28 protein-coding genes are annotated in these 24528 nt (G+C 61.5%); 10 read left to right on the top strand and 18 right to left on the bottom strand.

Going from position 1 to position 24528, the window contains the following annotated elements; genetic code table 11:
• Positions 1–178 precede the first annotated feature (178 nt).
• Positions 179–394: a hypothetical protein gene (locus tag EDE05_RS08345; protein ID WP_112823758.1), complete on the top strand. Its 216-nt coding sequence runs from the start codon at positions 179–181 to the stop codon at positions 392–394.
• Positions 395–423: 29 nt separating this feature from the next.
• Here EDE05_RS08345 and EDE05_RS08340 read toward each other — a convergent pair whose 3' ends face one another.
• Together EDE05_RS08340 and EDE05_RS26760 are read right to left on the bottom strand one after the other, a co-directional pair.
• A complete protein-coding gene (locus EDE05_RS08340; protein WP_105371433.1) occupies positions 424–936 on the bottom strand; it encodes a DUF892 family protein in 513 nt (170 codons plus the stop codon).
• Positions 937–992: 56 nt separating this feature from the next.
• A complete protein-coding gene (locus EDE05_RS26760; protein ID WP_165924123.1) occupies positions 993–1391 on the bottom strand; it encodes a hypothetical protein in 399 nt (132 codons plus the stop codon).
• Positions 1392–1493: 102 nt separating this feature from the next.
• Here EDE05_RS26760 and EDE05_RS08335 point away from each other — a divergent pair, with 102 nt between their 5' ends.
• Both EDE05_RS08335 and EDE05_RS08330 read left to right on the top strand, forming a co-directional pair.
• The gene (locus tag EDE05_RS08335; RefSeq protein ID WP_132409439.1) at positions 1494–1697 is read left to right on the top strand and encodes a hypothetical protein; all 204 of its coding nucleotides are present in this window, start codon (positions 1494–1496) and stop codon (positions 1695–1697) included.
• Positions 1698–1785: 88 nt separating this feature from the next.
• Positions 1786–3291 (top strand): phospholipase D-like domain-containing protein, encoded by a 1506-nt coding sequence (locus EDE05_RS08330; protein ID WP_105371576.1) that lies wholly within the window; start codon positions 1786–1788, stop codon positions 3289–3291.
• Here EDE05_RS08330 and EDE05_RS08325 read toward each other — a convergent pair.
• The gene (locus tag EDE05_RS08325; protein ID WP_105371431.1) at positions 3271–4209 is read right to left on the bottom strand and encodes a UPF0104 family protein; all 939 of its coding nucleotides are present in this window, start codon (positions 4207–4209) and stop codon (positions 3271–3273) included. The two genes, EDE05_RS08330 and EDE05_RS08325, sit on opposite strands and share 21 nt — an antisense overlap.
• Positions 4210–4274: 65 nt before the next feature.
• Between EDE05_RS08325 and EDE05_RS08320 the strand changes: the two genes are divergently transcribed.
• On the top strand, positions 4275–5027 hold the full coding sequence (locus EDE05_RS08320) for an endonuclease/exonuclease/phosphatase family protein (protein WP_105371430.1): 753 nt from the start codon (positions 4275–4277) through the stop codon (positions 5025–5027).
• A gap of 3 nt (positions 5028–5030) precedes the next feature.
• Here EDE05_RS08320 and EDE05_RS08315 read toward each other — a convergent pair whose 3' ends face one another.
• From EDE05_RS08315 to EDE05_RS08295, 5 genes are all read right to left on the bottom strand, one after another.
• A complete protein-coding gene (locus tag EDE05_RS08315; RefSeq protein ID WP_105371429.1) occupies positions 5031–5711 on the bottom strand; it encodes a phosphoribosyltransferase family protein in 681 nt (226 codons plus the stop codon).
• Between the two features lie 126 nt (positions 5712–5837).
• A complete protein-coding gene (locus EDE05_RS08310) occupies positions 5838–6080 on the bottom strand; it encodes a hypothetical protein (protein ID WP_105371428.1) in 243 nt (80 codons plus the stop codon).
• Between the two features lie 21 nt (positions 6081–6101).
• Positions 6102–6302 (bottom strand): hypothetical protein, encoded by a 201-nt coding sequence (locus EDE05_RS08305; RefSeq protein WP_105371575.1) that lies wholly within the window; start codon positions 6300–6302, stop codon positions 6102–6104.
• A 48-nt stretch (positions 6303–6350) separates the two neighbouring features.
• Positions 6351–6620 (bottom strand): hypothetical protein, encoded by a 270-nt coding sequence (locus EDE05_RS08300; protein ID WP_112799329.1) that lies wholly within the window; start codon positions 6618–6620, stop codon positions 6351–6353.
• Positions 6621–6874: 254 nt separating this feature from the next.
• The gene (locus EDE05_RS08295) at positions 6875–7429 is read right to left on the bottom strand and encodes an XRE family transcriptional regulator (protein WP_105371426.1); all 555 of its coding nucleotides are present in this window, start codon (positions 7427–7429) and stop codon (positions 6875–6877) included.
• Between the two features lie 97 nt (positions 7430–7526).
• On the opposite strand from EDE05_RS08295, the gene EDE05_RS08290 reads away from it, so the two are divergent.
• Positions 7527–8888, top strand: a complete 1362-nt coding sequence (locus tag EDE05_RS08290; protein ID WP_105371425.1) for an LLM class flavin-dependent oxidoreductase — start codon at positions 7527–7529, stop codon at positions 8886–8888.
• 1 nt (position 8889) lies between these two features.
• On the top strand, positions 8890–10125 hold the full coding sequence (locus EDE05_RS08285) for an MFS transporter (RefSeq protein ID WP_132409441.1): 1236 nt from the start codon (positions 8890–8892) through the stop codon (positions 10123–10125).
• Here EDE05_RS08285 and EDE05_RS08280 read toward each other — a convergent pair whose 3' ends face one another.
• The 4 genes from EDE05_RS08280 to EDE05_RS08265 are packed head-to-tail and all read right to left on the bottom strand — an operon-like array spanning position 10126 to position 13253.
• Positions 10126–10941 (bottom strand): ABC transporter permease subunit, encoded by an 816-nt coding sequence (locus EDE05_RS08280; RefSeq protein ID WP_105371574.1) that lies wholly within the window; start codon positions 10939–10941, stop codon positions 10126–10128.
• A gap of 4 nt (positions 10942–10945) precedes the next feature.
• Complete coding sequence (locus EDE05_RS08275; protein WP_105371423.1) at positions 10946–11659, bottom strand: ABC transporter permease; 714 nt, start codon at positions 11657–11659, stop codon at positions 10946–10948.
• A gap of 16 nt (positions 11660–11675) precedes the next feature.
• The gene (locus tag EDE05_RS08270) at positions 11676–12455 is read right to left on the bottom strand and encodes a transporter substrate-binding domain-containing protein (RefSeq protein WP_132409443.1); all 780 of its coding nucleotides are present in this window, start codon (positions 12453–12455) and stop codon (positions 11676–11678) included.
• A 24-nt stretch (positions 12456–12479) separates the two neighbouring features.
• On the bottom strand, positions 12480–13253 hold the full coding sequence (locus tag EDE05_RS08265) for an ATP-binding cassette domain-containing protein (protein WP_105371421.1): 774 nt from the start codon (positions 13251–13253) through the stop codon (positions 12480–12482).
• 283 nt (positions 13254–13536) lie between these two features.
• On the opposite strand from EDE05_RS08265, the gene EDE05_RS08260 reads away from it, so the two are divergent.
• From EDE05_RS08260 to EDE05_RS08250, 3 genes are read left to right on the top strand one after another with little or no spacing between them, the layout of a single operon-like run.
• Positions 13537–14184, top strand: a complete 648-nt coding sequence (locus EDE05_RS08260; RefSeq protein WP_105371420.1) for a TetR family transcriptional regulator C-terminal domain-containing protein — start codon at positions 13537–13539, stop codon at positions 14182–14184.
• Positions 14185–14199: 15 nt separating this feature from the next.
• A complete protein-coding gene (locus tag EDE05_RS08255) occupies positions 14200–15393 on the top strand; it encodes a pyridoxal phosphate-dependent aminotransferase (RefSeq protein WP_105371419.1) in 1194 nt (397 codons plus the stop codon).
• Complete coding sequence (locus EDE05_RS08250) at positions 15390–17006, top strand: 5-guanidino-2-oxopentanoate decarboxylase (protein WP_105371418.1); 1617 nt, start codon at positions 15390–15392, stop codon at positions 17004–17006. The genes EDE05_RS08255 and EDE05_RS08250 overlap by 4 nt, the downstream gene beginning before the upstream one ends.
• 4 nt (positions 17007–17010) lie before the next feature.
• Here EDE05_RS08250 and EDE05_RS08245 read toward each other — a convergent pair whose 3' ends face one another.
• From EDE05_RS08245 to EDE05_RS08235, 3 genes are read right to left on the bottom strand one after another with little or no spacing between them, the layout of a single operon-like run.
• A complete protein-coding gene (locus tag EDE05_RS08245) occupies positions 17011–17289 on the bottom strand; it encodes a hypothetical protein (RefSeq protein ID WP_105371417.1) in 279 nt (92 codons plus the stop codon).
• Positions 17290–17331: 42 nt separating this feature from the next.
• A complete protein-coding gene (locus tag EDE05_RS08240; RefSeq protein ID WP_105371416.1) occupies positions 17332–18603 on the bottom strand; it encodes a DUF763 domain-containing protein in 1272 nt (423 codons plus the stop codon).
• 27 nt (positions 18604–18630) lie between these two features.
• Positions 18631–19803, bottom strand: a complete 1173-nt coding sequence (locus tag EDE05_RS08235; RefSeq protein ID WP_105371415.1) for an aminotransferase — start codon at positions 19801–19803, stop codon at positions 18631–18633.
• A 73-nt stretch (positions 19804–19876) separates the two neighbouring features.
• Between EDE05_RS08235 and EDE05_RS08230 the strand changes: the two genes are divergently transcribed.
• Positions 19877–20539: a sulfite oxidase-like oxidoreductase gene (locus EDE05_RS08230; protein WP_105371414.1), complete on the top strand. Its 663-nt coding sequence runs from the start codon at positions 19877–19879 to the stop codon at positions 20537–20539.
• 51 nt (positions 20540–20590) lie between these two features.
• Here the strand turns inward: EDE05_RS08230 and EDE05_RS08225 are convergent, their stop codons facing one another.
• Genes EDE05_RS08225 through EDE05_RS08215 form a run of 3 tightly spaced genes read right to left on the bottom strand, consistent with a single transcriptional unit; the run spans position 20591 to position 24374 of the window.
• Positions 20591–22882 (bottom strand): xanthine dehydrogenase family protein molybdopterin-binding subunit, encoded by a 2292-nt coding sequence (locus tag EDE05_RS08225; protein ID WP_132409445.1) that lies wholly within the window; start codon positions 22880–22882, stop codon positions 20591–20593.
• Positions 22879–23862 (bottom strand): xanthine dehydrogenase family protein subunit M, encoded by a 984-nt coding sequence (locus tag EDE05_RS08220; RefSeq protein ID WP_134100646.1) that lies wholly within the window; start codon positions 23860–23862, stop codon positions 22879–22881. Before EDE05_RS08220 ends, EDE05_RS08225 begins: the two co-directional genes overlap by 4 nt.
• Positions 23862–24374 carry a (2Fe-2S)-binding protein gene (locus EDE05_RS08215; RefSeq protein ID WP_105371411.1) on the bottom strand — a complete coding sequence of 171 codons (513 nt, stop codon included), beginning with the start codon at positions 24372–24374 and terminating at the stop codon, positions 23862–23864. The genes EDE05_RS08220 and EDE05_RS08215 overlap by 1 nt, the downstream gene beginning before the upstream one ends.
• Positions 24375–24528 lie beyond the last annotated feature (154 nt).

The following is a 24528-nucleotide window of genomic DNA, read 5'->3' as shown; positions in this document are numbered from 1 at the left end:
GCCTAATCACGTCTGGTTGAGAGGGGCCCAAAACGTGGCCTCTGTCGAAACATTGACCGTTCCTGCCTTGAAAAGGACGGCAAAAAGAGTAGTCTTGAGCCATTGCCAGCCATTGATACGGGCGCTGGCGACTGGAAGACAGAAAGCGCTTTCGCCCCCCGCAGTGGAGGCTGAAAAGATGAATTCGGCAGTCCTCACCAATACGTTCGAACCACGTGAGTTGGCTTTCCTCAAGCGCGTCTTCGACGGTATTTGTGCCGAGCGCGGCTTGACCGGCGAAAGCCTGGCCGCCAACGATCTCGCTGCGCAGATTATTCAACTTTATCAGCAGGGTATCAGGAACGAGAAGGAACTCGAGATTCAGCTCGATGGCGGCGAGATCTCGAAATTCTGACCGGATGCAGCCGTCCTGGCGACGGCCCGTTATCTTTTGGCCATCAAATCCCGCTCGTCGCGCATCAGGAAGATGCGCGTCAGCGGATCGAGATTAGCCCCCAGCCAATCCGCCATTACTATTTCCTCCTCCAGTATCCGCTCAAATACGGCTTTGGCCTCCCTCTCCTCCAGTTCGTCGGCCGCAGCGATCAGCACGCGATAGCTGGCGATTTCCAGATGCTCGAAGGCATAGCTTCCCATCGCTCCCTTGACGATTTCGTCGCTGACCAACATGCCGCCGACCCCTTGGGCCTTGGCTGCCAGCTTGGCCGCCACATCCTTGAGCGTCAGCACCCCGCCTGAACTGGAAAACTGGTCGAGCAGGCTCTTCAGCGCCTGTGCGTGGCCCTCGGTCTCGTGGAGGTGACGGATGATCTGTGCCTTGAGGTCCGGATAGCTTTCTATCCGCCGCGATTGGTCGGTCAGCATGGTGATTGCCTGCTCCTCCATCGCGTGCGCGGAACGAAGCCACACGAGAAAATTGTCTCGGGCATGTGTCATTCGCCTCTCCTCCAAAAGATTGCCCCCAGAAAGTGACGTTTTGGGTCTCTGAACAATCAGGGCTCGGGCAGCGATCCCCGAAAGGACTTCGCGGATCCATCCTGCACGAAGGAAACATGGCGCAGGTTCGCGAATTGTCCAAGGGCATAATTCCACAGCATAGGGGCAAGACCATGACCTAAAAATGCCACGCCGGACGTGTTGCTGCAGCAATCTTCGTCGCCAGCCCGCTGCTTCTGATCGGCTGCCCCCCAATGGCTCGCAGTTTTTTCATGCCGTCGTTTGCGAGGAACAATCTTCATGCGGAACGGTTGTTCAGTGAGTAACAGGGAGTGTAGTAATGACACCTGACCCTCGCGAACCGGGCGACCGTCCGCCAATGCCGGCGCCGATTTGGAATCCGGAACCACCCATCGACGAACCAGAACCCGATCGCCTGCCGGACGAATCTCCACTGCCAAATCCGGACGAAAATCCCAACCCGCCAGTTTATATGCCGCCCGGCAGACTGGCCTGAATCGAGGGAATGGCGCGGCTGGAGCGCCGCAAGGATACTCATGGACATTCGAAGCCATAGCAACCTGAACCATCGGGACATGAAACAGACGCACCACCAGACACCGGTAAAGGCCGGCTTATGGAAGCTACTGGTCGCTGCCGCTCTCATCCTCCTGGGCCTGATCGCCGCCATCGAAATATTTGGCGATGCAGGCACCGAACTTGTCGCGCCCCGTCCGCCGGGAGTTGTAACCACCAAATAAATGGTACAAGACTGCGACAGCCACCGGATTGTTGGAACAAAGGCCAAAAATCCGGCGTTTCTTGTCACCAAATCATCAGGTGGCGCAGGTGGACGTGAAAATACAATCCGATCAAACGACGCGAACCGTTCCCAAGGCGGAGCCGATCATTCGCCCGGGCCGCAATGCATGGGGCAGCGCGCGAGCGAAGAAACTCGCTTTCCTCGTCGACGGAGAGGAGTATTTTCTCCGGCTCGACCAAGTGCTTCGGCAGGCGGAACGCTCAATCTCCATCGTCGGCTGGGACTTCAACCCGGACATTCGTCTGAAAGTCCGAGAAGGAGATGAAGAGACGCTGGGGGAACTGCTTCGCAGACTTGTCGAGGAAAAGCCGGCGCTGCAGGTCCGTATCCTCGTCTGGGGAATGGGCCCGGTCTATTCCAGCAAGAGCCTCAAGATGTTTGGCAGGATGACCTGGAGCGATCATCCGCGCATTCGCGTTCATCTCGATTTCGAGCATCCCTTGCGGGCAAGCCACCACCAGAAGATCGTCGTCATCGACGACAAGACCGCCTTCCTGGGGGGCATCGATCTTACCGCCCGGCGCTGGGACGATCGCAGCCATGCGGCAGACCATCCACTGCGGCAATCGGCCGACGGCACGCCCTATGGACCGGTCCACGACATGCAGACGATCGTCAGCGGCGACACTGCCAGGCTGATCGGCGATGTGGCTCGCCGCCGGTGGAGGAAGACTACACGAGAAGTTCTGGAGCCCCTGGATATTACCGGAGAGGAGCCCTGGCCGGCGGACCTTGAGCCGGCGCTTACCCATTGCAATACCGGCCTTGCACTCACCGAACCCTGGAAATGGAAAGGCCGCCGCGGCCATCGCGAGGCGATCCGGTTGACGCACGACGCGCTAAAAGCCGCCAGGCACCATCTGTACATCGAGACGCAGTACCTCGCCTCCTTTGGCTTGGCGCGAACGCTCGCCAAGCAGCTTCGCAGAGCCGACGGCCCCGAGATTATCGTCGTCGTGACCCGAGAATCCCATGGCTTCCTGGAAAAGCTGATGATGGGGCACAACCGCAACCGACTGATCCGCCGCCTCAAGCGTGCGGACCGTTATGGCCGCCTGCGGGTCTTTTATGCCGTGGTGCCCAACGGCAAGGGGGGCGATCTGGAGGTGATCGTCCACTCCAAGGTCATCATTGTCGATAATTGCTTCGTTCGTGTGGGCTCCTCCAATCTGAACAACCGTTCGGAGGGCCTCGATACCGAGTGTGACCTGGCCATAGAGACCTATGACCCGGCGGGCCAGACGGCCGTCAACGCGCTGCGCAACGACCTTCTTGCCGAACATCTGGATGCGGAGCCGGCAGAAGTGGCGCGCCTCATCGAGGAAACTGGGTCGATGGTGCGTTCTGTCGACCGGCTCAACGTCAAGCCGCGCGGCCTCAGGCCGTTCGACGTCAATCCTGAAAAGGGTGAAACGCAGTCTCTGGTTGGCACCGGAATCATCGATCCCAAACAGCCCTTCTGGCCGATTCCGGAAATCAAAAATGCTCTGCGCCGCCTTTTCCTCCGCCTCTCACACCACCGTCTGCTCTGACAGCCTTCCAGCGCGATGCCGATAATAGGCTTCGGTCACTAGCAAGGTCGGGATCCCGATCCCCAGCGGCACGAAAAAGTAAAGCACCCGGAAGGCGATGAGAGCCCCGATGGAGGCCGTCGAAGGCAGAATGCTCAGCATGGTGGCTTCCAGTACGCCGAGTCCGCCGGGCACATGGCTGATCAGAGCGGCGATGTTGGCTGTGACATAGGTCGTCGCCACGGCAAGATAGCCGGTATCGGTGAAGCTCGCGAGAAGCTGATGAATAGCTGCCGCGACGGAGGCGAAGTTGAGGGTGCCGATGAGAATCTGGCCCAGCGCCAGCTTCAGCGGCGGCGGTTGGAATCTCCATGTTTTCAGATGGAGGGGCCGGTGCACGAAGGCACATACCAGCAGATAGGCGGACGGAAGCGCCAGACACAACATCCCGACGGCTCCTTTCACCCATCCATCCAGCCGGAACAGGTCCGTTTCCGGGGGCTGCAGCAGAAGTGCCAGGCCGGCAAGGGTGGCGAGCCCGAGCCCCACGGTGATACCGCAGAAGATGATGACCTTCGCCACATCTTCGGCGGTCAACCCCCAGCGCGAATAGAACCGATAGCGCACCGCGCCGCTGCTCAGGGCCGCCAGCCCGACATTGTGCCCGATGGACAGAGCAGTGAAGGAGGCGAGCGCAGTCTGCCGATATAAAAGCCTGCGGCCCGTGTAGGCGACAGCGAGCGTATCGAAGCCGGTAAGGCACAAATAGGAGAGGATGACGAAGAAAAAGGCGCTCATCAGTCGGATGCCGATAATCGCCTGAAGCGACTCCTCGATCTCGTCGAGAGTGTAGCGACCAAGGCTTCGGTAAAGCAGGAAGACCGCCACGCAGATTGCTGCACCGATTAAGAGCTTCAGCAGATGGCGTTTCGCAGGCATAAATCCTCCCGTTGCGGTTCTCCGACATCGGGAACGAAAACTTAGGTAAAGGTGTTCCCAGCGCTATGAACGATCGAACAACTCCTTCACCTTCCCGCAGGCGTCGCCTAAAAATCCTCAGTTACAACGTTCACAGCTGCATCGGCACCGACCGCAGGCTTGATCCGGCGCGGATCGCGGAGGTCATTGCTGCGGCAGAGCCGGATATCATCGGACTGCAGGAGCTGGATGTCGGCCGCGTTCGCACCGGCGGTGTCGACCAGGCCCACGCGATCGCTTCCCTGCTGCAGATGGAGTACCACTTCCATGCCGCCCTCAGCGTCGCGGAAGAGCGGTATGGCGACGCCATCCTGACAGCCCTGCCGGCAACAACGATAAAGGGCGCCGGCCTTCCATCGATCGGCGAGCAACGCGGCGCAGTCTGGGTCGAAATTGCGCTGGGCGATCACCGCCTGCAGGTCTTCAACACCCATCTCGGCCTGCGCGGACGCGAACGCATCCGGCAGATCAACACCCTTTTGGGGCCCTCATGGCTCGGCAACTCGGCCTGCCATAACAGGCCGGTGATCCTGATGGGAGATTTCAATGCAATACCGTCCACCGCCACCTATAAGGCTGCAGCGCGCCGCCTGGCGGATGTGCAGGTTGGATCCGGGGCGAAACCTAAGGCTACATTCCCGTCGCGCTATCCGCTGTTGAGGATCGATCACATATTCGTCTCCCAGGAGGTCAAGCCCGTGGAGACGCAGGTTATCTCGGCGCCGCTTGCCCGCCGCGCCTCCGATCACCTGCCTCTGCTGACGACGGTCGAGATATGACCCTCAATGGATCATCCGCGTCAGCCGCCGGGCATCCTTCAAGAGGCGCACGACGTCCTGATCGGTGGTTTCGGTGAAATCCTGGTAATAGCGCCTGACCGCATCGAGATGTTCCGGGGTCGACAGGCAGATGATCTCGTCGACCTCATCGCGCAAGATTTCCAGAAAAGCCCGCGGGGCAACCGGCACGGCGACCCGGATGGAACGCACGCCCATCTCTTTCAGCGCATGGATGCCGGCTCGGATGGAGCCTCCGTTGGCAATGCCGTCATCGACCAGAATGACGTCTTGACCCGCATGGTCGTGATCCTCCGGTTCGTCTTCGCCGAAATAGATCCGATGACGACGCTCGATTTCGGCGAGCTGATGGTCTTTTTCGCTCACCAGATAACCCGGTGGGATCTGGAAATGCCGGGCTGCCTCCTCGTTGACCACGACATAAGGTTCCTTGCCGTCCACCACGGCGCCTATGCCGTATTCGGGATGACCGGGAGCTGCGATCCTGCGGACGATCAGGAGATCGAGGGGTGCTCCGAGCCTTTGAGCGATCTCGAAGGCCACGGGCACGCCGCCGCGGGGCAGTGCCATGACGACGGGAGCGCGTAGCGGCATCCCCTTCATCGCTTCCGCTAGCTGCCTGCCGGCATCCTCGCGATCGGAAAAAGTTGCGCCTGAACCGAACATGTTATCCTCCCACCACATGTGGCGCGGCCACCAGCCGCGCCGTCGCTTCCTCCAACCCTATGTCATCATAACACCGGGCGGCGTCGGACAACACCGGGATTGTCGTTCGGTTCCATTCACTGAAAGTCAGGAGCCGCTACCCTTGTGGTGTTCGCTTTCCTGGTTGCGGCCGCGGATAATGGCAGGATCATCCTTCATCGAAACATCCGCCGCCCGCATGTCCAGATTGTCACCTTTTCGAAAGGCCTCGCGGGCTGCGTCACTGCGATTCAGGTCTGCCTTGGGATCGAAATCCTTGCCCGCATTCGCGGTATTGACGCCCTTTTGAAGGATATCCCGCTGCTGCTGGTGGGTCTTGTTGCCTTGCATGGTCGGTTCCTCCTGACCTCGCTATTTGTTGGCGCGACCGCGCTGATTGGGGTCGACGCCGCCGAAACGGTTGGTGTCGTTGCCGACATCGCCCTCGTCGGTGTTTTCCCCGATGATTTCGTCATTGCCGTCGAAACGGTTCAGCCCTTTCGACTGGCCGATACCGGGGTCGGCTTTGAGATCGGCGTCACTTGGCCGAACGGTCTTGAAGTGCTTGGACATATCGTGCTCCTTTCGGGCAATCAGCCGCAGCATTTGAGCTGCAGACCGTCAGTGCTTCGTGCGAGAGACAAACTTGTTGAAACGGCTGGTTTTGCCCGCTTCCGTTTCTTCCTGGTAGAGGAAGGCGAGCTTGTTCTCGTCGAAGATCGAGAAGAAATCGTCCCATGCGATTTCCTCCAGGGACTCTTCCGGCTTACCGAAATCGACACGCAGGATACCGCCCTCCTCGGCGCCTTTCACGCGGGCCGGGTGACCGCCGCGTTCCTCGATCCACTGCCGGATTTCCTTGTGGCTGGTGGTTTCTACGGCTTTGCTCATAGTGTTCTTCTCCCTGTCTTCTCAGTGCAAAACCGATGCCCTTGAGGATTGTTCCGCGCAAAGGGCGATTGAAAAATCGGCGGAACAAAACTCACGATTACGTGTTCATGGCCTGTCGGGCGCCGAACCTCCACGCGGCCGACAGCGTCATAAGTACCCTCCCCACTTGGCGCCTCCCCCGCGGGAGGCGCCTCTTTCTTTCGGGGGTTCGGCTTTCAGGGTTCGGGCGATCAACGCCCATCGAGCGTGGCGCGCTAACGGCGCGTCAGCGCCACGACATAGCGGGTGGGTTCGGTTCCGGGGTTAAAGAAGGAGCAATCGGCCGGCGATCCGAGAAGCAGGCAATCACCCTCCGAGAGATGATGCAGCACTGCCCCTTCCTGGAAATCGAGCTTTCCGGAAAGAACCCAGATCTGCTGATGCTGGAAGGCGAAGGCCGATGCCGGGTAAGGCACTCGTACATGGGGAGGCAAGAACACTTCGATCAGCTCAAGCATCGAGTTCGGCGGCGAAACTGCCCGGCGCGTATAACCCGTCTCGGGATCGGTCCAGACCGGCTGCTCGCGATGCGGAGCCATCCGCTCCCGTTCCCTTTCCGCGAGCGCCAGCAACACCGAAAGCGGCAAGCCGAAGGCGCCGGAAAGCCGGCCAAGCACCGTGGCGGTCGGACTTGCCTCACTGCGTTCGATCTTGCTGATCATCGCTTTGGAGACCCCGGAACGCTCCGCCAGCTCGGCCAATGACCAGGCGCGGGCCTCCCGCTCCATTTTCAATCTTTTCGCGATCGCTTGAACCGGATCCTGTTCCATCTTCCGTTCCGCTTGCCTTCTCAGGCTCGTCTTCTATAGTAGACGAGATAATCCTATAAGAGACGCACAGGGACTGCAACGACATAAGGGGAACTTCGTGGCGCGCGAAATTCGGTTCAATGCTTTCGATATGAATTGCGTCGGGCATATCCAGCAAGGGCTTTGGGCGCATCCTGGCGATCAGTCGCATCGATATACGCAGCTTCGCTACTGGACGGATTATGCAAAGAGGCTCGAGGCCGGCTTGTTCGAAGGCATCTTCCTCGCGGATGTCGTTGGGGTCAACGACGTCTACGGCGGCAGCGGCGCGGCCGCTCTCAAAGGCGCCGTTCAGGTGCCGGTCAACGATCCGATGCTGCTGGTGCCGGCGATGGCGGCAGTCACCGATCATCTTTGCTTCGGCATTACCGCCAATCTGACCTACGAACCGCCTTTCCTTTTCGCAAGGCGCATGTCGACGCTGGATCATCTGACCGGCGGCCGCATCGGCTGGAACATCGTCACCGGCTATCTCGACAGCGCAGCACGCGCGATCGGCCTCGACACGCAGGCCGCACATGACGATCGCTATGACCTCGCGGATGAATATATGGAGGTGATGTACAAGCTGCTGGAGGGCAGTTGGGAGGATGATGCGGTAGTGTTCGATCCGCTGGACCACGTCTATGCCGACCCGGCCAAGGTCCACAAGGTTCACCACCATGGCAAGCAGTACCGTATCGACGCGCTGCACCTTTGCGAGCCTTCGCCGCAACGCACGCCCGTTCTCTATCAGGCCGGTTCCTCGATCCGCGGCCGGCAATTTGCAGCCACCCATGCCGAATGCGTCTTCGTCAACGGCCAGAAGATCGAGGGGATTAAAGGCATCGTCGACGACATCCGTGCCCGCGCCATGGAATACGGACGCAAGGCCGAGGACGTGAAGGTTTTCATGGGCGCGACAATCGTCACCGGCAGGACGGAAAAGGAAGCCCGCGAAAAATTCGAGGATTATCGGGCTTATGTCAGCTCGGAGGGCGCACTCGTCCATGCCGCGGGCTCGCTCGGCATCGACTTTTCGAAATACGACCTTGATGAGCCGATCGAGACGGGCAAGAGTTCCGCGATCGTCTCCAATGTGGAAGCGATGACCCGGACTGCCGGGCCGCAATGGACCAAGCGCAAGCTGCTGGAACAGATGGTGCTCGGCAGCCGGCAGACCCCGATGATCGGTTCGGCCGAACAGATCGCCGACAATCTCGCCGACTGGATGAGCCAGTCCGGCGTCGACGGCTTCAATCTGTCGCGCACCGTCGTCCCGGAGTGCTTTGACGATATCATCGAACTGGTGATCCCGATCCTGCAGGAACGCGGACTCTACAAGACCAGCTATCGCGAAGGCACATTTCGTGAAAAGCTATTCGGATCGCCACGGCTGCCCGACAGGCACGTCGCCGCTAGATATCGAACGACTGGATGAGATGAGTACGGCCACGTCTCCTGGACCGCAGCTACAAGGCCGCTGGGGCATGCTGGCAGTTCTCTGCCTTGCCGTGGTGCTCTCCTTCTCCACCTGGTTTTCGGCAAACGCCATCGCACCGGAACTGAGACGCGCCTGGTCGCTGTCGGAAGGTGCTGCCGCATGGCTTACAAACGGCGTCCAGATCGGGTTCGTCATCGGCGCCCTCTCGGCGAGTTTCTTCAACCTGCCGGACCTCATCCGCATGAACCGGCTGATGGCCGCATCCGCCCTTCTCGCGGCGCTCTCCAACGCTGCCGTGCTTCTGGAACCAGGCCCTGCAGGCGCAGTCTTCTGCAGGATAGTGACCGGCTTTGCGCTCGCCGGCGTCTATCCGCCAGCGCTGAAGCTGGTGGCGACCTGGTTCGTCTCGGGCCGCGGCCTGGCGCTTGCCGGTGTCATCGGAGCGATCACCGCTGGATCTTCCCTGCCGCATCTCTTCCGCGGTGTGTCTTCGGCCGTCGATTGGCAGAATGTCGTAGTTCTTTCGAGCAGCGCCACGCTGGTCGGTGCAGCCGTTTTTCTCTTCTTCACCCGAGAAGGCCCCTATCCCTTCGGCAAGGCGCTGTTCGATCCGCGCCAGATCGGCCGGGTGTTGAAGGACCGCAACCTGCTTCTGGTGAACGGCGGCTATCTTGGGCATATGTGGGAACTTTATGCGATGTGGGCCTGGCTTCTCGCCTATCTGACAGCAGCATTCGGCAACGGCGGCAGCGGGATCAACAGCGAAGCCTCACTACTGACTTTTGCAGCCGTAGCCTCAGGCGTCGTAGGCTGCTTCGCCGGAGGAGCGCTTTCCGACCGTTTCGGCCGCACCGCAACGACGGCGGGAATGATGATCGTCTCCGGCTCCTGCGCGCTCCTGATCGGCCTCGTCTTCGACGGCCCCTTCTGGCTGCTGACGCTGGTGGTTGTCATCTGGGGCATCTCGATCATCGGAGATTCCGCGCAGTTTTCGACCGCGGTCACCGAGCTTGCCGACCGCAGCTACATTGGTACCGCGCTGTCGCTGCAGATGGGTATGGGTTTTGCACTTACGATCTTCATGATCTGGCTGATGCCGCATGTGGCGGACTTTTTTGGCGGCTGGCGGTGGGCCTTTGTCGTCCTTGCGGTCGGACCGATATTCGGCACGGTCTCGATGCTGGTCTTGCGGCGCAGACCCGACTCCCTGCGGCTCGCCGGCGGAAGGCGCTGATCAGGCGCCGCGGGTCGGTATGCGACGCTCTAGAAGATGAAACCCTCCAACGAGAGCGCCCGTCAGACAAAGATAAATCAGCGCAAGCAAAAGCAACGGCTCATAGGTGAGAAAGGTATCCTGCCGAACTTTCGATATCACCGCATAAACGTCGACCACGGTGATGGTTGCAACGAGTGGCGTCGACTTGAGTTGCAGGACCGTTTCCCCCGCAAGCGTCGGCAGCGCCCGGTGGATCGCACGCGGCAGCCAGATGCGACGAAACACCGTCCACCGGCTCATGCCGAAGGCCCGCGCGGCCTCCAGTTCTCCGCGCGGCACACCGGCAAAGGCACCCCGCATCACTTCGCCCTCATAGGCCGCGAACGACAGCATCAGCGCGGTGAAGCCGTAAGGCCAGGCCTGTCGCAGATAAGGCCAAAGGAAAGACGAGCGGATTTCCGGATATTGCGCAAAGAGCGAACCGAGGCCGTAATAGAGGAGCCAGAGCTGCAGCAGCAGCGGCGTGCCGCGGATGATCGTACAAAAGCCTTTGGCAAGCCAGGCAAGCGGACGCGGTCCCGTCACCTGCACCAGTCCGATCGGCAGCGCCAGCAGGAAACCGATGACGGAGGTCCAGAACAGCATGACCAACGTCTGCCAGACGCCGTACACCAGCCGTGGCCCGTATTTCGGCAGCCAGTCCCAGCGCAGAAGCCAGGCGGCGCAGAGGACGATCATCAGGAATACCGCCGCCAGGAACAGCCGGTGCGGCTCGAGCAGGCTGCGCGCCTTTGGCGGAATGTAAATCGGCAGAATAGACGTTTCTTCACTCATGCCGTCAGACCGTGCGCGGCATGCCGCGCCGCGCATGCCTTTCGATGAAGCCGATGATGATGTTCGAAAAGAGCGTCACCAGGAGATAGAGGACGCCAGCCGCAAGGTAGAAGGTCATATAGGCTTTGGTAGAACCGGCGGCCTGCCGGGTAACCAGCGTCAGTTCGCTGAAGCCGACGACCGCCAGCAGCGCAGTATCCTTGGTAGCGATCATCCAGAGATTGGAAAGGCCTGGAATGGCGTAAGGCAGCATGGCGGGCAGCGTGACGCGCCGGAGCGCCTGGAACGGCGACATGCCATAGGCGCACGCCGCCTCGATCTGGCCTGACGGCACAGCCTTGATCGCGCCACGCAGCACCTCGGTCGAATAGGCGCCCTGCACGACGCCGATGACGAAGATGCCGGCCGCAAGCCCGCTGATATCCACCGCCGGCAGGCCGATCAACAGAAAGAGCTGGTTCACGGCATCCGTCCCCGCATAATAGAGCAGCAGGATCAGCACCAGTTCCGGCACGGCGCGGGTGAGGGTCGTGTAGATTTCGAGCAGATCACGCAGGATCGGCCCGCCATAAAGCTTGCCGAAAGCGCCGCCGACCCCGATGACGAGGCCGAGCAGATAGCCGCCTGCGGCAAGTTCAAGAGAGGCCAGCAGCCCGCCGAGAAGGACGCCGCCCCAGCCGGGCGGCGAGAGAGCGAGGATGTCGAGGTTGAACGGCATGGGCCGTCGCTACCGCTCAGCCGCCATAAATGTCGAAATCGAAGTACTTCTTCGAGAACTTGTCGTAGGTGCCGTTGGCGCGGATCGCCTTGATCGCCGCATTGATCTTCGTCTTGAGTTCCGTCTCGCCCTTACGCAGACCGACACCGACGCCGGCACCGAGGATAGCCGGATCGTCCTTTACATTGCCCTTGAGGTCGCAGCACTTGCCGGCATCGGAGGCAAGGAAGGCGTCGAGCGCAATGGCATCGGCCTGAACCGCATCCAGCCGTCCGGCCGCGAGATCCTGGTTCGCCTCATCCTGCGTCTGGTATTCCTTGATCTCGGTGGCCCCTGCGGCGAAATATTTGTTCGCATATTCCTGATGGACGGTCGAAACCTGAACGCCGATGATCTTGCCTTTGAGACCGTCCGGCGTGGCGTCGAACTTTTCGGTCTTGGGCCCAACGATACCAGTCGGCGTGTTATAGTATTTGTCGGAGAAATCGATCGTCTTCTGGCGCTCCTCCGTGATCGACATGGAGCCGACGATCATGTCGATCTTCTTGGTGGTAAGCGCCGGGATGATGCCGTCCCAGGCGATCGGCGTCGGAATGCAGTTAAGTTTTGCCTCGGCGCACATCGCCTCCATGAAATCGATTTCCCACCCGACCCATTTGCCGCTCGCATCCGGCGAGGTGAACGGCGGATAAGGCTCAGCCGCAAAGCCCACCTTGACTTCCTGCGCCTGGGCAGCGCCCAGGGCCGCGGCACCGACAGCAATCGCCAAGGCAACCATCTTAATGATCTTCTTCATGATTTTCCCCTTTTCTTGTTTTGGTCAATGAATGGAGCTGATGAATTTCTTGAGCCGCTCCGACTTGGGAGCACCGAACATGACCTCGGGCGGCCCCTGTTCCTCGATGAGGCCGTTGTCTAGGAAAACGACGTGGTTCGAGACCTCGCGGGCGAATTTCATCTCATGGGTGACGAGGATCATCGTCCGTTTCTCGCGGGCCAGATCGCCGATGACCGACAGCACTTCGCCGACCAGTTCCGGATCGAGTGCCGAGGTCGGCTCGTCGAACAGCATAACCAGCGGCTGGATGGCGAGCGCCCGGGCAATCGCGGCCCGCTGCTGCTGGCCACCGGAGAGGAAGGCGGGATAGGCGTCACGCTTCTCGTAAAGCCCGACCCGGCGCAGCAACGTCTCGGCGATCTCGATTGCCTTGTCCTTCGGCTGCCCCAGCACATGTACCGGCACTTCGATGACATTCTGCAGCACCGTCATGTGCTGCCACAGATTGAAGCTCTGGAAGACCATACCGAGCCGGGAGCGGATCCGCTGCACCTGCCGACGGTCGGACGGCGCCAGCCCGCCATGGCCATCCTTCTTCATCGCGATGGTTTCACCATGAATTGTGATCGTCCCCGCGCTCGGCAGCTCCAGCATGTTGATGCAGCGCAGAAAGGTGGACTTTCCTGAACCGCTGCCGCCGATGATGGCGATCACGTCTCCCTGACGGGCAGTCAGCGAGACGCCCTTCAGCACTTCCAACGGACCGAAACGTTTATGCAGGTTCGCGACTTCTATGGCCTGCGCCGAATCCGTCATGGATAGCCTTAACCGCCGGCCAAGAACCGGCCGGTCACACGATTTCGCACTGTTCCCCCAGCTTATGATTTTGGGCTCGCGGCGCTGGTAACGCGGCCTTGTGGAAAGAAGTCTGGCACTTGTGCGGAAATTATTCAACCGTATAATAACACCGAAATCGAAAAAGAGCGGCACCGTCCGACTCGACTTCCCAGGTAATGGACACCATGACCGCTTACGGCTCTCGAGCAATCTCCACGTCTTTGATGCGTGATAGAAACGGATGGCCGCTTGAGGTCCAGAAATGACGTCGAGCAGACGCAGCTACCACCGGGCGAGCGAGGCCGAGCGACGTGAGGACCTGATCCTTGCCACGCTCGACTGCATAGCCGAGTTCGGCATCCAGGGCGCGACGGTGCGCCAGATCGCCACGCGCGCCGGCGTTACCGGGGGGCTGATCCGGCATTATTTCGCCGGCAAGGACCAGATGCTGCAGGCCGCCTACCGCAAGGTGATGACGGGCATGACGGAAACCGCGATCACTGCAGCGATCGAAGGCGAGACCGCCAAGGCTCGACTGCGCCGCTTCATCGTCGCCAACGTCACGCCACCGGTCACGGACCCGCGCACCCTCTCGCTCTGGGCGGCCTTCATCAGCCATATCCAGATCGATCCGAGTTTTGCCGCCATTCACCGCGAAAACTACTTCGCCTTTCTGGAAGCGCTGGAGACCCTACTGACCGCCTTCTTTGCGGAGCAGAACCGGGAGGTCAGCTCGAAGGAATGCCGCGCGCATGCCATTGCACTCAACGCGCTGGTGGACGGCCTCTGGCTTGAAGGAACGCTGGCTGCCGACATGTTCGCCGAGAAGGAACTGGCTGGGAATGCCCTGATATCCGTGGAAGCGCTGCTGCGTCTCGAACCCGGCGAACTTTCTGCGGACGAACGATAACAAAAGGAAAAACCGATGCGCTATGCCTCGATCACCGACCGTCTCGCCCATCTCGGTTCCGGCCGTTGGGCGCTCCATCTCGCTGCCCGGCGCATGAAGGCCTCCGGCGAGGAGATTATCGAGCTCACGATCGGCGAACCGGACCTCGCGCCCGACAAGGCGCTGCTAGACGAGGCTGCCCGCGCCATGTATGCAGGCCGGACCCGTTATTCCAACGGCCGCGGCGAACCTCCGGTGCTCGAAGCGCTGGTCGAGAAATACGCGAAGCGCCGGCCCGGCGTCACAGAACGCAATTTTCTCTGCTTCCCCGGCACCCAGACGGCGCTTTACGGCGTCATGACCGGTCTTGTCGAAGCCGGCGACGGCGTGCTGGTCGGCGACCCGCTTTACGCGACCTATGAAGGCGTCATTGCCTCCACCGGCGCGCATATGATCCCCGTGCCGCTTCGGCCGGAGAAGAAGTTCCACCTGCAGGCAGAAGATCTCGAACGGGCAGTGACTCCGGAAGCCCGCGTACTGCTGCTCAATACGCCGCACAATCCGACCGGCGCAGTTCTGACGGCTGCGGAAATCGTAAAGATCGGCGAAGTCTGCCGGCGCCACGATCTCTGGATCGTCTGCGACGAGGTCTACGAGCAACTGATTTTCGAAGGCACGCCCTTCGCCTCTCCGTTCGACCTGCCGGAGCTTGCGGAGCGGACGATTGTGGTTTCCTCGATCTCCAAATCTCATGCCGCCCCGGGCTTCCGCAGCGGCTGGGCGGCGGGTCCGGAGGAATTTTGCGAAAAGCTTCTGCCTGTTTCGGAGACCATGCTGTTCGGTGTGCAACCTTTCATCTCCGACATGACGGCCATGGCTCTCTCGCAGCACTTCGACACCGCCGACATCATGCGCGAAAACTATCGTCGACGTGCCGAGATCGTCGCGAAGATGTTTGCCGGCAGCAATCTGGTCAAGCCGATGCCTCCGGAAGGCGGCATGTTCATCCTTCTCGACGTGACGTCGACCGGCCTCGGCGGCGAGGAATTTGCCTGGGAACTGCTGCATCAAGAAAAGGTCGCGGTCATGCCCGGTTCCTCGTTCGGAGATCAGGCCGCCGGCTTCCTGCGCATTTCGCTGACCATGCCCGATGACGTGCTCGAAACGGCGATGGGGCGCATCGGCGACCTCGCAAGCCGCCTGGTGTCACGCAAGGAAAAGCGCGCATGAGCGGCAACCTGAAGACCGTCGGCGAGACGCTGATCGATCTTCTGGAAGCCAATGGCGTGGATGTCGTCTTCGGTATTCCCGGCGTCCACACCGTCGAACTCTATCGCGGGCTCGCCGCCTCGAAAATCCGTCACGTGACGCCGCGCCACGAACAGGGCGCGGGCTTCATGGCGGACGGTTATGCCCGCGTCAGCGGCAAGCCGGGCGTGTGCCTCGTCATCACCGGGCCAGGGCTGACCAACATCATCACGCCCATGGCGCAGGCCTATCAGGATTCCGTGCCCATGCTGGTGATCTCGGGCGTCAACGCGCGCGCCACGCTCGGTCATGGCCGCGGCCGGCTTCACGAACTGCCGGACCAGCGCGGCATGATGGCGACGCTGGCGCTGATGTCGCATACGCTGCACAACCCTGAAGACCTGGGCGACGTAATGGAACGGGCTTTCGCGATCCTCCGTTCGGGAAGGCCGGGGCCGGTGCATATCGAAATCCCGACCGATGTGATGGCGGCGCGCATCAAGGCGCCACGCCTGCGTAACGTTGCGGCGAGCCGCCCACGCGCCGAGGCCGTGACGATCGATGAAGCCGCTCGCCGTTGCCTTGCAGCCCACCGGCCTGTGATCCTGGTGGGCGGCGGCGCTGTACCGGCGGCGAAGGACATTCTGACGCTCGCCGAACGGCTGGACGCACCGCTGGTGACAACCACCAATGCCCGCGGCGCTTTCGCGCATCACCCGCTGTCCGTACCGGCGAGCCCCAGCGTGAAATCCGTGCGGAAATTGATTGCGGATGCCGATCTGGTTCTCGCCTTCGGCACTCAGATGGGACAGACAGACTACGATATGTATGGGAACGGCGGTTTTCCGGAGCTGAAGAACCTGATCCGCGTGGATATCGACGCCGCCCAGCTGGCTCGCGGCCCGCAGGCGGCGCTTTCGATCCTCTCTTCCGCGGAAAACGCCGCATCCGACCTCCTGGCTGCAATCGGATCCGGCAACCGCCGGCAGTCTGACGGAGCGGGGCGGGCAAACGAGACCCGGCTGGCCGCACGGGCAGAACTGACACCGAAGATGCGCGTCGAGATCAGCATCCTGAACATCGTCCGCGATACCCTGCCCGGCGCGATCATCGTCGGCGACAGTACGCAGGCTGTTTATGCGGGGAACCTCTATTATGAAGCGGGCCGGCCGCATGGCTGGTTTAATGCCGCGACCGGTTACGGCGCGCTTGGCTACGGTCCTCCGGCCGCCGTGGGCGCAGCGATTGCCGAACCGGAAACGCCGGTCGTCTGCGTGACGGGCGATGGTGGGTTTCAGTTTACCCTGGCGGAGATGGGCTCGGCGAAGGATGCCGGGTCAAACGTCATCTTCCTCGTCTGGAACAACGACGGTTATCAGGAGATCGAGACCTACATGGTCGAAAACGGCATCGAGCCGGAAGGCGTAAAACCTTCTCCGCCCGATTTCCTGAAGATCGCCGAGGCTTACGGTCTGCCCTCGGTGCGCCTTGGGGACATCAAAGAATTGCCGGCGGCTCTTGAGAATTTCCGCCGGCTTGAAGGCCCGTCGCTGATCGAAATCCATCAGACGAAAACGGTCGGCGCGACTGCCTGAACTGTCAGTGCTTGTCCTTGCGTCCGCTCTGCTCGGCGACCGCATCTGCCTGCGTCTCGATATCGTAAGGCACTGTCTGACCGGCGTCGCCCGCGTCAGCAACACGGCCCGCCGGATTGCCGGGACCTTCCGCATCCCAGACCTTTCGGGCCTTGTTGAGATCAGCGGTCGATGGATCGGGGTACTTCTTCGAAGTTTCCTCGCCGGTACCGGAGCTTTTGGCGATGTTCGGACGGCTATTGCCGAAACGGGCGGCTTCCCGGTTGGCATCATTGCGTTCCATGATGATCCTCCTTTTGGTTCTATCGAGAACCATCGGGAGACATCATCGTTCCCCCTTAGCGCCGCGCTTTTCGGCCGATTCTTCGGGCGCCGGTTCGAAACCGAAGACGCTGCGGCCTCCCCATTCATGGGATTTTCGAAATTCGCCGGCGACGATCTCCTTCAAGTCTGGACCTGTGACATAGCGCTCGAGCTGCCGGGCTTGATCGTCGAGCCGCTTCAGAGCCTGCAGTTCCTCCTCCCGGCCAAGCTTCGCCTGGCCGACGGCCGATTTCATCACCTTGATGGTCTCGTCATAGACCTTGATCGGCACAGGAAAAGGATGCCGGTCCTTGCCGCCATGAGCGAGCGAAAAACGGGCCGGATCGGAAAATCGGCAAGGCGCGCCGTGCACGACCTCTGCCACCATGGCAAGCGCCTGAACCGTACGCGCGCCGACACCGGGCGTCAGAAGCAGCTGCTCGAAATCTTCCGGTCCTCGGTCGGCTGCGGCGGCGAGCGTGCCATGCAGCCGCTTCATGTTGACGTCGTCCTCCCGGACGTCGTGATGCGCCGGCATGACGAGATGCGGCAGCATCGGCTGCGCCAGATCTTTTGCTTTGCGCGCCGGATCGAGCGCAATCACCTCGCGAACGATGCGGTCCGGCCCCAATGAGGAAAGAAGATCCAACTGGCCCTTTCGCGAAGCATCGGCCCGGTGGTCGGCGAGGTTGACGATCTCGCCCTGCCTGCGGCCTTCGATCGCCGCGTGCGGTGAATCCACGAAACTCGTAATGCCTTCTGACAGCCAGTGGTAGCGCCGCGCCTGGCGTCTGTCGCCGTTCATGCCTTGCTGCACCACAACCCATTTGCCGTCGTCGGTAACGATGAAGCCGTGCAGGTAGAGGTCGAAACCATCCTGCACGGCGGCGCTATCCACCTTGGCGACCAGCCGGCTGGTCGTCGCAAGCCCGCAGCCGTCGATGCCGACCCGGTTGCCGACGGCGATCAGTTCGTCCGGCGTCTTGCGGGAATTCTGGCCGCGCCCGCCGCAGACATGGATGCCAAGCTCGCCGGAAAGCGGCGTCAGGCCGCGCTTCAAGGCGCCGATGACGCTGGTGGTGATGCCCGAAGAGTGCCAGTCCATGCCCATGACCGAGCCGAAGGACTGGAACCAGAAGGGATGCGCCAGCCGCCGCATGAACTCGTCGCGCCCATAATGGATGACGATCGCCTGCGCGATGACCGCCCCGAGTTTCGTCATCCGCTCGCCCAGCCAGGGGGGAACACGGCCGCCGTGAAGCGGGAGATCGGCACTTCCTGCTCTTTGAACCATGATCCGCTTATATACGGACAGGCGGCATCAAGACAGAGAAAAGTTCTGCAAACGTTCCTTCAGGCGGCCGATTGTCGCCACGTCCGCATTGGCGAAGGCAAAGCGCAGATAATTCTGCTGACCATCCCCGAAATACGCGCCGGGAATGCAGATGACCCCGGCTCGCCTCGCCAGTTGCTCCGCAACCTGCGCCGAGCCGACACCAGCAAAAGGATGGCGCACAAAGGCGAAGTAGGCCCCGATCGCGTCGAGTTTCCAACCGGTCAAGCCCCGCATCACGGATCGCAAGGCATCGGCGCGACGGCCGATTTCCTGCCGGTTTTCCTCCCGCCAATCTGCAAGCAGCGGTAGCGCTTTAGCAACAGCCGCCTGAGCGGCGCGAGGCGCGCAGATCTGCAGGTTGTCCATGATCTTGGCGATCTGCTCCACCGCCCGTGAACCGGCCGTGATGGCGCCAAGCCGATGGCCGGGGATGCAGAAGGACTTGGAGAAGCTGTAGAGGCTGATCAGCGTTTCCTCCCAGCCTGCCAGGCTGAAAAGGTTATGCGGCGCCTGGCCCGCCACCGGCATGAAGTCGCGATAGGTCTCGTCGAGGATCAGCCAGATGCCCTTTTCACGGCAGAGCCGGAAGATCGCTTCGAGCAACGACGGCGGATAAATCGCCCCTGTCGGATTGTTAGGCGAGACCAGCGCCAGTGCGCGGACGTCCGGCGTGATCGCGCGCTCGAGGCTGACCAGATCGGGAAGAAAGCCGTTTTCCGCCGCGCAGGCCACGAACGCCGTCTTCACGCCCATCATCGCGAGCGTCGTCTCGTGGTTGAAATAAAACGGCTCGGTCATCAGGACCGTGTTGCCGGGCCCCGCGACGGTCATCGCGGCACAGACGAAAGCCTGGTTGCAGCCGGAAGTGACGTGGATGTTGTCAGTGCCAAGAGACGCGCCATAGACCTCCGATGCATGCTCGGCATAAACGCGACGAAGCTCCGCTTCGCCCTCGATCGGTCCGTAACCGGTAAACGCGGTGGAGGATGCCGTTTCACCGAGAAGCTTCAGCATTTCGGGATGAGCGGGATAGCCGGGCACGGCCTGCGACAGGTCAATCAATGGCCCCTTGGAGCCGTCGTAAGCGCGTCCCCAGGCAAAAACGGAGGGCACGGGCGGCGGTGAGAGCTTTTCGACGAGCGGATTGAAGGCAGGCATGATTTTCCAGAACGGGCAATTGATTTGGTCCCCTTGTTTATCAGATTATCGAGGGACGCAAGGAGAACCGGTCATGCCCGACGACATTCAGCCCGAGGATTCGAAGCTCACCGTCACCAAACGGAAATGGGCCGAACAGGGCAAGTTCCTCACCGGGCGTATCACCCGTCCGGAAACCGATCGCCTGCCGCCCGGCCAGCACCTCGTCAAGAACTGGCCGGTGCTCGATCTCGGACAGCAGCCGCGGGTTGCCGCATCCCAATGGAAGCTCGACGTTCGCGGCCTCATCAACAACCGGAGGACCTTCGACTGGGCCGCATTTCAGGCCCTGCCGCAGAGCGAAATGCGCTCCGACATCCATTGCGTGACGACCTGGTCGCGCTACGACAACAACTGGAAGGGCGTCTCCACCCACGACTTCCTCGATGCCGTCGATCCGAAGGACGAGGCCGTGGCGGTGATGCTGACGAGCTACGATGGCTATACCACCAACCTGCTTCTCTCCGACTTCGCCTCCCCGGATGCGATCATCGTGACCGAATGGGAAGGGCGACCGCTGACGGAAGAGCACGGGGGGCCGGTTCGGCTCGTGGTGCCGCATCTCTATTTCTGGAAAAGCGCCAAGTGGCTGAACCGGATCGAGTTCCTTGCCCGGGACCAGGCAGGCTTCTGGGAAAAGAACGGTTACCACATGCGGGGCGACCCTTGGGCGGAAGAGCGGTATTCGGAGGATTGAGACCTGGATGGGAAGCCCCTCACCCACCGGCAGGCGGATGAGGGGAGGCAGCTAGATCAGCTTTTCCAGCGTGATCGGAAGATCGCGCACGCGTTTGCCGGTGGCATGGAAGACGGCGTTGGCAATCGCAGGGGCGACCCCCACGATGCCGACCTCGCCCACGCCCTTGCCGCCCAGCACCGAAGCGTCGTAATCCGGCACGCCGACCGAGATCACCTGGATATGCGGTATGTCCGCATTGGTCGGCACCAGATAATCACCCATATTGTTGTTGATGACACGGCCGAAGCGCTCGTCGACCAACCCTTCCTCGAGCAGCGCCTGACCAATGCCCATGATGATACCGCCACGCCACTGGCTTTCGGCGAGCTTCGGATTATAGATCCGGCCGCAGTCGAAGGCCGAGACGACGCGCGACACCCGCACGGTTCCGAAATCCTCGTCCACCTTCACCTCGACGAAATGGGCGCACCAGCTGTGCATGGAAAGATCACCGGCGGTCGGCCCTTGGATATTGGCCATGGTCGTCCACGACCGTTTGTGGTCCTCCGGTCCGTTGGCACCTTCCGGCAAGGTATTGCGCTGCGTTTCGATACGGTCCCGACCGATTGCCGACATCAGTTCGGCGAGGGTCAAGGAAGGACCTTCGCCACGGGGCACGGAAATCCGGCCCCCGGAGATGACAAGGGTATTGGCGCCGGTATCCCGGAACGGCGAGTTGCTGTCGTTGAGAGCCAGACCGATCAGCTCGTCGCGCGCTGCCGTGGCGGCCTTGTGGACGGCGCCGGTAAGAGCTCCGGCAAGCATCGACCCGCCAGCCACCGTCGCACCGGGCAGCGATGAATCGCCGAGCTTGACGTCCACCCGTTCCGCCGGAACGCCGAGCACCTCCGCCGCCGTCTGTGCGAGGATGGTGTAGGTGCCTTGCCCCATGTCGATCGCGCCGCTGACGACCTCGACGCTGCCGTCGCCGAGAATGCGGATGAGCGCCTCGCTCGCGGCCTTGAGCACCGGAAAGGTGCCGCAACCGATACCCCAGCCGACCAGTTGCCGGCCATCCCGCATCGAACGCGGCTCATGGCTGCGCCCGGACCAGCCGAAGACGTCGGCTCCAACCGTCAGCGCCTCGCGAAGTTGGCGCGTCGACCATGGCTTGCCGGACTGGTAGTCGTGATCGGCATAATTCCGCAGCCGCAGTTCCAGTGGGTCTATTCCAACCGCATAAGCGAGTTCCTCGATTGCACTCTCGATACCGAAGGCGCTCGGGTTCTTGCCCGGAGCGCGCAAGGCTCCCGGCGTCACGGTATTGACCGGAACCAGACGGTGTTGCGTGCTCAGATTGGGCACGGCATAAAGCAAGGGCGTCGCAGCGCCCGTCTGCTCCGGAAAGTCGGCAAAGACGGAGGTTTCGCTTGCACCGCGATGAACGATCGCCTGGAGAACACCATCCTTCGTAGCGCCGATCCTGATGGTCTGCTTGGTCGCCGCCCGGCCGCCATAGGCGGTGAAGGTCTGAGGACGGGTAACCGCCAGCTTGACAGGCCGACCGAGCTTGCGGGCGGCTGCGGCAGCCACCGCACCATAGGTATATCCCATGGCCTTCGAGCCGAAGCCGCCGCCGATGAAGGGTGATACGATCCTCACATTCTCATAGGGAATGCCGAACCATTCCGCATAGGTGCGTGCCATGCCATGCGTCCATTGGCTCGGCTCCCAGACCGTCAGGAACTCGCCCTCCCATTTTGCCGTCAGCCCGTGAGGTTCGATCGGCACATGATATTCCCGCGGCGTCCGGTATTCCGCCTCGATCCTGACATCCGCGGCGGCATAGGCCGCCTCGGCATCACCCCAGCCAACGGTGAGCATATCCACCAGCCTGCCCTCGCCGGCGTTTGGATCGTCAAGGCTCGTCACGGGCTGCGCCTCCTCGTAGGAGACCTTCACCAGCTTGGCCGCCTCCGTCGCCTGCTCCAGCGTCTCCGCCACGACGGCGGCGATCGCCTGACCGTTGAAGCTGATCTGACGCGGCAACGGGCGGAAAGGTTCGTTCTCAGGGCGATTGCCGTGCCAGTCGGACGCCACCAGGAGGCCGAGATCGTCTTCCGGCGTGAAGATCGAGAGTATGCCGGGCGCAGCCTTTGCAGCTTCGGTATCGACCGCAACCACACGGCCGGCGGCAATGGTGCTCTGCACCAGCACCGCGTGAACGACGTTCTTCACGGGCTGCTCGAGGGCATAGGTCGCGCCGCCGGTGGTCTTCAATCTGCCGTCGAGCCGTGAAAAGCGGCCGCCCACCATGCCGTCGGCGGCATCGCCGTGTTTGCGGGTTTCCATAATGGTCATGCCAGACCTCCCATTGTCAGGATGGCGCGTGCGACGACGCGCGGCGCAAGTTCGATCTTGTAGCGGTTGCCGCCATGTGAAACGGCATCCTCCATGGAAAGGCGGCTCGCCTTTTCCACGGCGTCGACGTTCAGCACGGTACCGACCAGCGCCTGCTCGACGGTCCGGGCTCTCCATGGTTTGGTCGCCACACCGCCGAGCGCGACGCGGATGTCCCGCACGGTCTGCCCGTCGGCCTCGAACTCGATTCCGACCGCAGCGCTCGCCGCGGCAAACTCGTAGGACTGCCGGTCGCGGACCTTCAGATAGGTCGAGTTCTTCGCTGCCATGGAGGCGGGAATGCTGATGCCGGTGATGATCTCACCCTTCTTCAGCACGGTCTCCCAGTCGGGTGTTTCCCCCGGCAGCATATAGAAGTCTTCGATCGCAACCCTGCGGCGGCCCATTTCCACGTATGCATCGAAGGCGACCAGCGCCACCGCAAGATCGCCCGGATTGACCGCGATGCAGGCTCTGCTCGTGCCGAGAACCGCGTGGTTGCGGGTTACGCCGCCGATCGCCGAACAGCCGGAACCGGGACTACGCTTGTTGCAGGCAGGAAAGGCGCCGGGGTCGCGGAAATAAGGACAGCGGGTCCGCTGCAGAAGATTGCCACCGACGGTCGCCATGTTGCGTAGCTGAGGGGAGGCCGCGAGCGACAGGGATTGGGCAACGGCTGGAAATGCTGCCTTCACTCCCGGATGATCGGCTACCTCTTCCATCTTGGCGAGAGCACCGATCGTCGCTCCGTTTGCATCGACGGTAATATCGCCGAGGCCGGCAAGATGAGTGATATCGACGAGGGTATCCGGTTCGAACACGCCACATTTGGCGAGATCGAGCAAGGTCGTACCGCCGGCCAGCAGCATAGTGCCGGCGTCAAGGGTCGCACGACTGGCCTCTTCGGTGGAAGCGGCGCGGAAATAGGAGAAATCGCGCATCAGGCCACCTCCGCCTTGTCCTTGGCCGCTACACCAGTCGTAACCGCGCTCGCCGCTTCGCGGACGGCCGCGACGATGCTGTTATAGGCTCCGCACCGACAGAGATTGCCGGACATGTATTCGCGGATTTCTTCTTCCGAACCGGCATGCCCTTCCCGGATACACGCCACCGCCGACATGATCTGGCCGGGCGTGCAATAGCCGCACTGGAAGGCATCGTTCTCGATGAACGCCGCCTGCACGGGATGCAGGTCGCCGTTCTCGGCCGCGATCCCCTCGATCGTGATGACCTGCTTTCCTTCCACCTGAGCAGCGAGCGTCAGGCAGGAGAGCACGCGCTTTCCGTCGACATGGCAGGTGCAGGCGCCGCACTGGCCTTGATCGCAGCCCTTCTTGGTGCCTGTAAGACCAAGATTTTCGCGCAAGGCATCAAGCAGCGTGACGCGTGTCTCAACGTCAAGCTCGTACCGGCTCGCGTTGATGTCGAGTGAAAGATGTATGGTTCGTGTCATGATAAGCTCCTGCTATCGTCACGAATTGAATTTTTTGGATCGAAGCCGCTAGCCGGACGACCGGCTCGCGCTAAATAAAATCGCGGGGGCGCTTGGGCGCATCTTTGCGCATGACACCCGACCCCTTCCTGGATTATGAGGTAGATGACACTCC

Origin of the sequence: Neorhizobium sp. R1-B (assembly GCF_004368875.1) — a bacterium.
In the GTDB taxonomy this organism is placed as follows: domain Bacteria; phylum Pseudomonadota; class Alphaproteobacteria; order Rhizobiales; family Rhizobiaceae; genus Neorhizobium; species Neorhizobium huautlense.
Note: the sequence above shows the minus strand (reverse complement) of the source record. Positions and strands in the feature narration are given on the sequence as shown.